Annotated in this window: 7 protein-coding genes; 5 read left to right on the top strand and 2 right to left on the bottom strand. The window is 59.6% G+C overall.

The window, feature by feature from the left end; genetic code table 11:
- Window positions 1–2: 2 nt before the first annotated feature.
- The 5 genes from BLU46_RS10630 (at window position 3) to BLU46_RS10610 (ending at window position 5,433) form a co-directional block, all read left to right on the top strand.
- Window positions 3–644, top strand: a complete 642-nt coding sequence (locus BLU46_RS10630; RefSeq protein WP_010176862.1) for a YfgM family protein — start codon at window positions 3–5, stop codon at window positions 642–644.
- On the top strand, window positions 637–1,788 hold the full coding sequence (bamB, locus tag BLU46_RS10625; RefSeq protein ID WP_017478666.1) for an outer membrane protein assembly factor BamB: 1,152 nt from the start codon (window positions 637–639) through the stop codon (window positions 1,786–1,788). Before BLU46_RS10630 ends, bamB begins: the two co-directional genes overlap by 8 nt.
- 139 nt (window positions 1,789–1,927) lie before the next feature.
- A complete protein-coding gene (gene der / locus BLU46_RS10620; protein WP_003209661.1) occupies window positions 1,928–3,397 on the top strand; it encodes a ribosome biogenesis GTPase Der in 1,470 nt (489 codons plus the stop codon).
- Window positions 3,398–3,505: 108 nt separating this feature from the next.
- A complete protein-coding gene (locus BLU46_RS10615) occupies window positions 3,506–4,654 on the top strand; it encodes a pyridoxal phosphate-dependent aminotransferase (RefSeq protein WP_063032990.1) in 1,149 nt (382 codons plus the stop codon).
- Window positions 4,642–5,433, top strand: coding sequence for an amidohydrolase (locus tag BLU46_RS10610; RefSeq protein ID WP_093201365.1), 792 nt, complete (start codon window positions 4,642–4,644; stop codon window positions 5,431–5,433). Before BLU46_RS10615 ends, BLU46_RS10610 begins: the two co-directional genes overlap by 13 nt.
- Window positions 5,434–5,635: 202 nt before the next feature.
- On the opposite strand, the gene leuA is transcribed toward BLU46_RS10610, so the two are convergent.
- Entirely contained in the window at window positions 5,636–7,315 is a 1,680-nt protein-coding gene (leuA, locus tag BLU46_RS10605; protein WP_063032988.1) for a 2-isopropylmalate synthase, read from the bottom strand.
- A gap of 399 nt (window positions 7,316–7,714) precedes the next feature.
- Window positions 7,715–11,473 carry a membrane-targeted effector domain-containing toxin gene (locus BLU46_RS10595; protein ID WP_197680880.1) on the bottom strand — a complete coding sequence of 1,253 codons (3,759 nt, stop codon included), beginning with the start codon at window positions 11,471–11,473 and terminating at the stop codon, window positions 7,715–7,717.
- Window positions 11,474–11,737: the final 264 nt, after the last annotated feature.

The following is an 11,737-nucleotide window of genomic DNA, read 5'->3' as shown; positions in this document are numbered from 1 at the left end:
GGGTGTCGAGTACTGATGATGACCAGCTGGCCGAGTTCAAAGACTGGTGGCAGCGCAACGGCAAGCCCCTGGTCACTGGCGGTTTGCTGGCTTTAGTAGTGGTGTTCGGCTGGCAAGCCTGGCACAAGTATCAGGCTAACCAGTCGCAAGGCGCCTCGATTATCTATCAGCAACTGCTGGAAACCACGCTGACGCCAAACGGCAAGCCTGACCTTGCTCAGGTTGCAGACCTGGCCGGCAAGCTGAAGAGCGAGTTCGGCGGTAGCACCTACGCGCAATACGGCAGCCTGTTCGTCGCAAAAGTTGCGGTCGACAACGGCAAGCTGGATGACGCAGCCTCCGAGCTGAAAGCCATCACCGACAAGCCGGCCAATCCGACACTGGGTGAAATCGCACGTCAGCGTCTGGCTCAGGTACTCGCGGCACAGAACAAGGCCGACGACGCACTGAAACTGCTCGACGGCGATGCTGACAAGGCATTCCTGGCCACTCGTGAAGAGCTCAAGGGCGACCTCCTGGTCCAATTGGGTCGTACCGACGAAGCCAATGCTGCGTACCAAAAAGCCAAGGCGGCGCTGTCTGATGAAGCGGCGGTCGGTGGCTTACAAATCAAGCTCGACGACTTGGCCAAAGGGGATGCGTGACGTGATCCGTTGGAAACATGCAGCATTGCTGGCTCTGGCCGTTTTGGCCGCGGGTTGCAGCAGCAACAGCAAAAAAGAACTGCCTCCGGCCGAGCTGACCAGCTTCAAGGAAGAAGTGGTCCTGCAAAAGCAGTGGAGCCGCTCCATTGGTGACGGTCAGGGCGATCTCTACAACCTGATGGTTCCGGCTATCGACGGCGACACCATCTTCGCTGCTGACTCCACCGGCGTTGTGGTCTCCATGGACCGCATGAACGGCGACGTCAAATGGAAGAAAGATCTCGACTTGCCTGTGTCCGGCGCCGTTGGCGTGGGTTCCGGCATGGTGCTGCTCGGCACGCTGAAAGGCGATGTGGTGGCGCTGGACGAGAGCACCGGTGAAGAGAAATGGCGCGCTCGCGTGACCAGTGAAGTGCTCTCGCCACCGGCTACCAACGGCGACATCGTTGTCGTGCAAACCCAGGATGACCGCGTGATCGGCCTCGACGCCGCCACCGGTAACCAGCGCTGGTTGTACGACAGCACGCCGGCGGTCCTGACCTTGCGCGGTACCAGCGGTCCGGTTGTGACCAGCAACCTCGCACTGGCAGGCCTGTCGACCGGTAAAGTGGTCGCCCTGGACACCCAGAACGGCGTGCCGGCCTGGGAAACCCGGGTTGCTATTCCTCAGGGTCGTTCGGAACTGGATCGCGTAGTGGACATCGACGGTGGCTTGCTTCTGTCGGGTGATACCCTCTACGTCGCCACTTACCAGGGCCGCGTCGCGGCGCTGGACGTGCAAAGCGGCCGGATCAACTGGCAGCGTGATGCTTCCAGCTACGCCGGTGTCGCCCAAGGGTTTGGCAGCGTCTACGTAAGCCTGGCGTCTGGCACCGTTGAAAGTGTCGACGAGCGTTCCACCACTGCATTGTGGAGCAACGACTCCCTGGCTCGCCGTCAGTTGTCGGCACCGGAAGTGTTCTCCAGCTACGTAGCGGTAGGCGACTTTGAAGGCTACCTGCACCTGCTGAGCCAGGTGGACGGTCGCTTCGTCGGTCGCGAACGTATCGACAGTGACGGCCTGCGTGCCCGTCCGCTGGTAGTGGGTAACATGCTTTACGTGTATGGCAACAGCGGCAAACTGGAAGCGCTGACCATCAAGTAATGGTTTGACTATGCTTGGGGTAACACCCAGGCGGCCCCGCTTCGGCGGGGCATGCGGCATTTGAATATGCTGCCCCGAGCACCAGCCGCTGCCTTGCAGCGGCTTTTGTATTTTCTGAAATAACGAAGTGGAGAGCCGCATGGTTCCCGTAATCGCCCTGGTGGGCCGACCGAACGTCGGCAAGTCCACCTTGTTCAACCGCCTGACCAGGACTCGCGACGCCATTGTCGGCGACTTGTCCGGTCTGACCCGTGATCGCCAATACGGTGAGGCAAAGTGGCAAGGGCGCTCCTACATTATTGTCGACACCGGTGGTATCTCCGGTGACGAGCATGGCATGGACGAAAAGATGGCCGAGCAGTCGCTGCTGGCCATTGAAGAAGCTGATGTCGTGTTGTTCCTGGTGGACGCCCGCGCGGGCTACACCGCTGCTGACCAGATGATTGGCGAGCACCTGCGCAAGCGCAACAAGCGTTCCTATGTGGTGGCCAACAAGATCGACAACATCGATCCTGAAATGGCCCGCGCCGAGTTCAGCCCGATGGGCCTGGGCGACGCAATCCCGATCGCCGGTGCCCACGGTCGCGGCATCACCCAGATGCTGGAAATCGCCCTGCGCGACTTCCCGCGTGATGACGTGGATGAAGTCGAAGGCGAAGAAGAAATCGTTGCCGAAGGCGAGGAAGCCAAGCGCATTCCTGGCCCAAGCGAAAAAGACGGTATCAAGATCGCGATCATCGGCCGTCCGAACGTCGGCAAGTCGACCCTGGTCAACCGTATGCTCGGTGAAGATCGGGTAATCGTCTACGACGAGCCCGGCACCACGCGCGACAGTATCTACATCCCGTTCGAGCGTAACGACGAGAAGTACACGCTGATCGACACCGCCGGTGTGCGCAAGCGCGGCAAGATCCACGAGGAAGTTGAAAAGTTCTCCGTGGTGAAAACCCTGCAGGCGATCAAAGACGCCAACGTGGTGATCTTCGTCATGGATGCCCGCGAAGGCGTGGTAGACCACGACCTGAACTTGCTGGGCTTTGCCCTGGAAGCCGGTCGTGCCCTGGTGATCGCGATCAACAAGTGGGACGGCATGACGCCAAGCGAGCGCGACTACGTCAAGGTCGAGCTGCAGCGTCGTCTGTTCTTCGTTGAGTTTGCCGATATCCACTTTATCTCGGCACTGCACGGTACCGGCGTGGGTAACCTCTACGCCTCGGTGCAGAACTCGTTCAAGTCCGCGGTTACCCGCTGGCCGACCAACCGCCTGACCCAGATTCTGGAAGATGCGGTCAGCGAGCACGCGCCGCCGATGGTCAACAACCGTCGGATCAAGCTGCGTTACGCTCACTTGGGTGGTGCCAACCCGCCGATTATCGTGATTCACGGTAACCAGCTGGAGAAGGTGCCGAAGTCCTACGTGCGTTACCTGGAAAACACCTATCGCCGTGTCTTGAAACTGGTCGGTACGCCGATCCGTATCGAGTTCAAGGGTGGCGAGAACCCGTACGAAGGTAACAAGAACAGCCTCACCGACCGCCAGGTCAACAAAAAGCGTCGGATGATGACGCACCACAAGAAAGCCGACAAAAAGCGCCGCGACAAGCGCTGATCCTGATCGGTTGAAAAAGGGCTCTTTAAGAGCCCTTTTTTGTGCCTGGCGGTTGACCCTTCGTGGCATGCAGCTTAAAACTTGGGGCTCACCGCAAGGGGCGCACCGATGATCACCAGTAAGCTGCCGAATGTCGGCACCACCATCTTCACCACCATGTCGCAACTCGCCGCCGAAACCGGTGCGCTCAACCTGTCCCAAGGCTTTCCCGACTTCAATGGGCCTCAGGGTTTGCTCGATGCGGTGGGCAAGCACATTGCCCTTGGCCATAACCAATACGCGCCCATGACCGGTCTGCCGGTACTGCGTCAGCAAGTAGCGGCCAAGATCGCCCGCAGCTATGGCGCCACGGTGAATGCCGACAGCGAAGTGACCATCACCCCTGGCGCGACTGAAGCGATCTTCTGCGCGATCCAGGCGGTGATCCGCAGCGGTGATGAGGTGATCGTGTTCGATCCGGCCTACGACAGCTATGAGCCCTCGGTTGAGCTGGCGGGTGGTCGCTGCATACATGTGCAGCTGGGCCTGAATGACTTCTCCCTCGACTTCGAACAGATCAAGGCGGCGCTATCCCCGCGCACCCGCATGATCATCCTCAACAGCCCGCACAACCCCACCGGTGCCCTGATCAGCCGCGCCGAGCTGGACCAGTTGGCCGAGTTGATCCGCGACCGCGATATCTACCTGGTCAGCGACGAGGTCTACGAGCACCTGGTCTTCGACGGCGTGCCCCACGTCAGCGTGCTGGCCCACGAGGAGCTGTACCAACGCGCCTTCGTGGTCAGCTCCTTCGGCAAGACCTACCACGTCACCGGCTGGAAAACCGGCTACGTGGTTGCGCCTCCGGCCCTCAGCGCCGAGCTGCGCAAGGTGCATCAATATGTCAACTTTTGCGGCGTGACCCCATTGCAGTACGCTTTGGCAGACTTCATGGCCGAACACCCGGAACACGTAGAGGAATTGCCGGCTTTCTATCAAGCCAAGCGCGACCTGTTCTGCGATCTGCTGGAACCATCGCGTTTCAGCTTTACCCGGGTGGCCGGAACTTACTTCCAACTGGTGGATTACTCACAGATTCGCCCGGACCTGGATGACGTCGCCATGTCGCTGTGGATGACCCGCGAACATGGCGTGGCGACTATCCCTGTCTCGGTGTTCTACCAGAACCCACCGCAAGGCCAGCGCCTGGTGCGACTGTGCTTTGCCAAACGCGAGGAGACGCTGCGTCAAGCAGCCGAGAAACTATGCGTGATCTGAGTGCACTGCCCAACCTGAACATTGCCCTGGTGCAAACCACCCTGGCCTGGCACGACCGCCAGGCCAACCTGGAGCATTTCGAACTGCTGCTGGACCAGGCCCAGGGCGCCGACCTGATCGTGTTGCCGGAGATGTTCACCACCGGTTTCTCGATGGAATCGGAAACCCTCGCCGAGCCTGAAAACGGCCCCACTCATCAATGGCTGCAGGCCCAGGCGAAGAAGTACAACGCGGTGATCACCGGCAGCGTGATCATCCAGACCGCCGACGGCAGCCACCGCAATCGCTTGCTGTGGGCGCGCCCGGATGGCGAGGTGCTGCACTACGACAAGCGTCACCTGTTCCGCATGGCCGGTGAGCACGACCACTACACCCCGGGCGAGCGTCAGGTGCAGTTTGAACTCAAGGGTTGGCGGATTCGTCCGTTGATTTGCTACGACCTGCGCTTCCCGGTGTGGAGCCGTGACGCCCAGGACACTGACTTGCTGCTGTACACCGCCAATTGGCCGGGCGCTCGGCGTCAGCACTGGAACCGCTTGTTGCCGGCACGGGCCATCGAAAACCTGTGCTATGTGGCGGCGGTAAATCGGGTGGGCACGGACGGGAAGGGTTTTGCCTACACCGGCGACAGCCAGGTCGTGGACTTCCAGGGCGAAAGCCTGCTGAGCGCAGGGGAGGCGGACGGGGTGTTCCAGGTGTGCCTGGATGCAGCGGAATTGGCGGAGTATCGCACACGCTTCCCGGCGAACCTGGATGCGGACAGCTTTGAGTTTGTCTAAAGGACCTCCATCGCCTGGGAGATCGCTATCGCGGGCAAGCCCGGCTCCCACATTTGATCTGAATCGTCTGGAGGAATGCATTCCCCTGTGGGAGCCGGGCTTGCCCGCGATGAGGCCCTGACAGTCACCACAAATTTCGAACTCCAATAAAAAGGCCCCTGGATTCTCATCCCGGGGCCTTTTGCATTTCAGCGGTCAGTGTTTACGCCGCTTTCGCTTCCAGCTGGCTCAACGAGCGGTTCAGCGCGCTGAACACTGCCTTGAAGCTCGCCGTGGTGATGTTCTCATCAATGCCCACGCCGTGCACCGGACGCTCACCGTTCACCCGCAGCTCGATGTAAGCAGCGGCTTTGGCATTGGTGCCGGCACCAATCGCGTGTTCGTTGTAGTCCATGATCTCCACACCAATCGGCAGGCCGGCCACCAGCGCTTCAAGGGCGCCGTTGCCTTTGCCGTGCCAGCGCAGGTTGGTTTCGCCCTGGCCCTTGCCGGAGACTTCAACTTCCACCGAGCTGTTGCCGTTCTCTTCCTGCAAGCGATGGCTGACCAGCGCGTAAGGAATGTTGGCTTGCAGGTATTCACGCTGCAACAAGCTGTAGATCTGCGAGGCGGTCATCTCCAGGCCCACGCGGTCGGTTTCGGCCTGTACCACCTGGCTGAACTCGATCTGCATGCGGCGCGGCAAGCTGATGCCGTATTCCTGCTCCAGCAGGTAAGCGATGCCGCCTTTGCCCGACTGGCTGTTGACACGAATCACTGCCTCGTAGCTGCGGCCAATGTCCGCCGGGTCGATCGGCAAGTACGGCACTTCCCACAGGGCGTCGTCTTTCTGCTGGGTGAAGCCCTTGCGGATGGCGTCCTGGTGGGAGCCGGAGAAGGCGGTGTGAACCAGGTCGCCGACGTACGGGTGACGCGGGTGAACCGGGATCTGGTTGCACTCTTCGACGACTTTGCGGATGCCGTCGATGTCGGAGAAGTCCAACTGAGGGTCGAGGCCCTGGGTGTACATGTTCAACGCCACGGTCACCAGGTCGACGTTACCGGTACGCTCGCCGTTGCCGAACAGGCAGCCTTCGACACGGTCGGCGCCGGCCATCAGGCCCAATTCGGTAGCGGCCACGCCGGTGCCACGGTCGTTGTGGGTGTGCAGGCTGATGATCACGCTGTCACGACGGTTGATATGGCGACCGAACCACTCGATCTGGTCGGCATAGATGTTCGGGGTGGCGCACTCGACGGTAGCCGGCAGGTTGAGGATCACCTTGTGCTCAGGCGTCGGGTTCCAGACCTCGATCACCGCGTCACAGACTTCCTTGGCGAACTCAAGCTCAGTAGCGCTGAACGTCTCTGGCGAGTACTCGAAGGTCCACTGGGTTTCCGGCTGCTGGGCGGCGTATTTGACGAACAGCTTGGCCGCGTTGACCGCGATGGCCTTGATGCCGTCCTTGTCCTGGTTGAACACGATGCGGCGGAACGACGGCGACGTGGCGTTGTACAAGTGAACGATGGCTTTCTTCGCCCCGCGCAGGGATTCGAAGGTGCGTGCGATCAAGTCTTCACGGCCCTGGGTCAGCACCTGGATAGTGGTGTCCTCGGGGATGTGATTGTCTTCGATCAGGGTACGCACGAAGTCGAAATCGGTTTGTGATGCGGCCGGGAAGGAGGCTTCGATTTCCTTCACGCCGACGGCGACCAGGGTCTTCCAGAAGCGCAGCTTTTTCACCGCGTCCATCGGTTCGATCAGCGACTGGTTGCCGTCGCGCAGGTCGGAACTGCACCAGATCGGCGCGGCGGTGATGGTCTTCGACGGCCAGGTGCGGTCCGGGATATCAATGGTCGGGAACGCGCGGTATTTCGAAGACGGGTCTTTGAGCATGCTCATCGGGAAATCCTTTGTTTAAGGGCCGAAAAAAGGCGGCCTGCCGTAAAACTGTTATTGGGGGAAAAGCGGAAGACGAGGCAGATCGATTCAGCCTGGCAGTCGTGCGCTGACGAGGCACAGGCTGCGGTGCTGGCGGAGCTGAATGAGGGTGTGAGAGGTTTTCATAGGTCCAACCCTAATCGTGGCCAGCGGAGATGGCAAGGGTTCTGGAAAAATTGATAGGATTTCTTCAGAAATCCAGTTTTAGGGATATTTATTGTTGTTTTTGTGAAAAATGGTTTTGTTTGTTGCGCCGCTTTACACGGCTTTGCAATTTAAAAGGGCGAGGTGTATCAGCATCGAGTGCTTGTGCGGTGGGACGCAATGGTGATGAATTCGCCCATGCGTCCCTGGATCGCCTCAAGTGACTTTCTGGAAAATCTGGTAGTCACCGGCCGTATGGTTATTCGCTACGCTGGCTCCGGCGTCTCGGCGGATTGAAGGGCCACTGATGGCAATGCTTTTGTCGGTTGTTGTTGCCGGGTAGACGCCTACTCCTATTCCGCCCGTGAGTTCGGCCACTCCTGGAACGTTGCGGGCCGTGTTCATATGAGACCTGCCGACCACGGCCAGCACCTTTTCGCCTGGCTGGCGGTTTTGCAGCATGCGCGTGGCGTAGTAGTTGAACTCCTGCAGGCGAGTAATGCCCCGATCGTTGTCTCCGACGTTTTTGTAGAAATCTGCCATATCCGAGCGTCGGGTCAGATAATGATGGTCGAGGGGTTTAATCTTTATGCCGTGTTCACGAGCAAGGTCATACAACTCGGAAAGTGTTGGCGATGCTCCCGCTGGTCGGCCATTGCCCATGCCCACATCGACGACTGCGCCCGCAGCGTTGTACTCGACATTTTCAAGGGCGAGGGTAGTGACGCCGGCTTCTTTGAGGGTCTGCATATTCTCTTTGATCAGTTGGAAGCTGGCGATTTCGGTGTGAAGCTCACCGAGTACGACCACGTCATTGGTTTTAAAACCTTCACGAAAGAGATCGGCGGGCGATGCGCCGGGCTCAAGCGCAAGACGAGGCGGACGTGGCGGCATTTGTCCGCCTGCGACCATGTTCTGATAGAAGCGCTGGGCATCCCGCCTGAACCAAAGCCTGGCGACGGGCAGACCTTTTTCAGTGAAATCGGCCTCGATCAGCCGCCCTTTGCTGCGGTTGACATACTCGGTTTCGGGTAATTGCTTTACTCCTCCCGGTAGTTCGTTGAGCCGCCATTCGCCTTCTCCTCCGGATTGCACGGAGGCCACGATTTTGCTGCTTTTGGGCGCCGTTGACGCGGCATTCGGGTCGACGATATTGACCCGTCCGCTGCGTGCGTGAAATGCCGAATCGATCTGGTACACCTTGTTCACCCCGGTGTTGTCGGTAAAGCGCACATACCAATGGTCGCCGACGTTGTAAGTGCCGTCCGGCCGCAGCGGGCGCCCCTGGATCAGCCTATCCGGCACGGCATAGCGGCTCAGGTCACGGCCTGTACTTGAGAGTGGTGCTGCTGGTGGAGTGCTCGTCGTGACGACGTGCGAGCGGCTCGAGCTTGGCGCCGGTGGCGGGATCACCAACGGCGGCGGTGCTGTGAGCATGGGGAGCTTTACCTCCGGTCGTAGTTGCGAGGTGCGAATCACCGGGATGCCCGTCGCCGACGTCGCAAAATCAGCATAGATCGCGCGCGCCAGCGCCGGATGCTTGATCAGTTTGGGCAGTACCCTTGCGTTGGCACGCAGCGCTGTTACCCCGGCCTTTCCTAGCCGGGCAGCTGTGGACACGCCTTTGCCCAATACCGGCAGCAGGTCGAGGAATATCGTAGCGACTTCAATGCCGAACTGGATCTTGTTTGCCGTCGATTGCGCCGCCACTTCAGCGCTGCTGACTGACTGGTGGTCGGCTTTATCGACCAGTAGCTGTACCTTTTGTTTGTACAACGCATCCTGAACGTTGCCGGTTATGGGTGTGAGGGTATTGGAGGCGCCCGTAAGCTTGAGAGTCTTGACGAATGCTTCGATGGTGGCGGCCGGATTGGTGCCCAGAGCGCTGGCTTGCTGTTTGAGCGCGTCCCTTGCCTTGGCGATGTCATCCTTATTGACTGGCGACTTCCGGTTCGCGGTGTAGAGCTTCCATTCGTTTTTATCCAGCAGGGTGTTGAGTGCGTTTTGGTCTGCCAGTTCGCGGAAGCTCAAACCGTCGGGCGCATCCGGTGTGTACAACACCCGCTCTGGGTCTGTGCCGTTGGCAATCACCATGACGCCCTGTACGGGCAAGCCCCTTTGGAGGAGGGTATGGGCGACGATGGACTGGCCGTCGACGGATGGGCGGTTGGCCGGGTCTGGGTGGTACACCACGGCCGCGACCCATTGCTCTGCGCGTTTGGTGTTTTTGTCTTCTTTCGCCTCAGTCTTATAGGCAGCAGGGTTGAACTCCGAGAGAAGCAACTCTTTATACATCTGGTTCGTCTGGCTGGTTTTCCAGGCCTTGCGTCTTTCCGCGGCGGGCCCCGACGTCGCGTCCGTCGCCAGTTCCTTCTTCAGCAGGCGGGTGTATTCGCCGCCTACATCGGCCGTATTGACCAATGCTTTGAGCTGATGGGTGTCCAGGACTACCCGATTGCCGTCAGTGCCCAGTATCGGGTTGCCCTGCCTGTCGACCAGCGGCAGTTTGAACGTGATCTGCGTAAATCCGGAAGGTTCGCCCGTGGGGAACCCGGTTGGGTTTTTCAGGGCAAGATCGGCCAGCGACAGGCGTGTGTGTGCGACTGATGGCTCTTGAGCGGGACCTGGCCGGCCCGTATGAATCCGGGTTCTGGTTTGCGCTTGGACCATCAACTGATCGGCATCCACCTCTGCCGTCGGGTATAGCTGTGTTATCACTGCGTTCATCCGGTCTCGGGCGAAGGTAGCCAGTGAGGGAATCGTCTCAAGCAGGGAATTCAGTGCGTTCGCGCTTTTTTCCTCGCCTTGTTCCAGATAGGCATAGAACGCTTCCTGACCCGGAGTCAGGTTTTTCATCCACTCGGGTTGCAGGCTCTCGGCCAGTTTCTGGTTGCGGGCCAGCACGGCATTGCTGCCGTCAAGCAAATAGGACCAGTCGGCAGCCTCATCAATGGCCTTGTGCAATGGGAGGGTGGATTGGGCGGGTGTTTTGGCCAGACTCGCGTTGATCTCGGCCTGCTGGCGCTTGAGCATCTCGGGTACTCCTGCGGCCAGCACGTCTCCTCGCAGCGGCTGGGCGCTGAGCATCAGGTCGTCCCCGGTGGGAGGATCAGGCCGGTTTTGCAGAGACAGTGGCAGGGTCTGCAACAGCAAATCCTTACTTGATCCGCCTTGATCCAGACGTTGCGCCACCGCCTCGCGTGCTTGGGCAGGTGTGGCGAACTCCTCGAATCCTTCGCCGGGTGTGTACAGCACGACTGGGCCATTGGCATCGTTGAGCGCCAGAGATCTGCCATTGGGCCAGGCCGGTGGGTTGGCAAAGGATCCATCCGTTTGAGTGATCAGAAAGCAGCCCGCGAGTAACGCACCGTGTTCGGTGCCGTCATCCAGGGTAAGCGGGTACACACCAGGGCGAGCGCCATTGGCAAAGACCTGCTCGCGTTCGGCCAAGGTGGGGTATTGCAGTGCCGTATCGATCAGTTTTTTGCTGGTCGGGCTCAGGGTGCTATCGCTTGCACGCAGCGCAGCCAGTGTCGACAGTTGTTGCTTGTGCAGGTGCAGCAATTCGTCCTGTGGCGCCTTTGGTACACGCGGGTCTGTGATTGATAGACGTGGTGTCGTCCAGAATTTCCGTACCGTCTCGGGGTATTGCTCGGTGATGCGCTGGGCGATGGTGCTTAACGAGTGCGTTGTGTTGATGTAAGTGGGCGGTTCACTGGTGCTGACTCGGGTGAATACGCCCGACAGTACGTTGGCGTCTTCGTCGGTATTGCTCGCCAGCCCTGCAATCTTTTTATCCAGCGCATCCAGGAGTGGTTGCTCAGAGAGTGTCTTGATACTGCCATCACTCTGTTGAATCCAGCGCTTGAAGGTCAACTCTGGTGGATTGAGTTGGGGCTGACCGGTAAACATTGTGGCCAGTTGCTGCAGCTGGAAACTCTTGAAGTTCGGTTGCTGGCTATGCAGCCGTTGCATGGCGGTCGTGAGGTTGTCGTGATCAGTGATGAAGGCTTGCTGAGCGCTGACTTTGAAATGTATTGCGAGCGCTGAGCGTCGGGCCGGCGGTATTCCGGGCGAGTTGGGCAACGGCAGGTCATTTGACGCTGAGTTCGAGTGAGACGCGGTGGGGGGCGGGATCGGCAGTGGAGGAGTGAAGGCGGATGTTGAGGTGGCGGTAAGTAAAACGGAGGGCTGGGGCGAGGGGGGCAGCGTGGGCGTTGTGACACGATCAAACATAAG

The organism is Pseudomonas yamanorum, assembly GCF_900105735.1.
GTDB lineage: Bacteria > Pseudomonadota > Gammaproteobacteria > Pseudomonadales > Pseudomonadaceae > Aquipseudomonas > Aquipseudomonas yamanorum.
The sequence above is the reverse complement of the archived record's forward strand: the minus strand, read 5'-3'. Positions and strand labels throughout refer to the sequence as shown.

What these genes read in the sequence shown, in the direction of transcription:
- bamB (WP_017478666.1), top strand. Translation starts at nt 637, where the DNA reads ATGCGTGACGTGATCCGTTGGAAACATGCAGCATTGCTGGCTCTGGCC.
- der (WP_003209661.1), top strand. Translation starts at nt 1,928, where the DNA reads ATGGTTCCCGTAATCGCCCTGGTGGGCCGACCGAACGTCGGCAAGTCC.
- BLU46_RS10615 (WP_063032990.1), top strand. Translation starts at nt 3,506, where the DNA reads ATGATCACCAGTAAGCTGCCGAATGTCGGCACCACCATCTTCACCACC.
- BLU46_RS10610 (WP_093201365.1), top strand. Translation starts at nt 4,642, where the DNA reads ATGCGTGATCTGAGTGCACTGCCCAACCTGAACATTGCCCTGGTGCAA.
- leuA (WP_063032988.1), bottom strand. Translation starts at nt 7,315, where the DNA reads ATGAGCATGCTCAAAGACCCGTCTTCGAAATACCGCGCGTTCCCGACC.
- BLU46_RS10595 (WP_197680880.1), bottom strand. Translation starts at nt 11,473, where the DNA reads ATGCAACGGCTGCATAGCCAGCAACCGAACTTCAAGAGTTTCCAGCTG.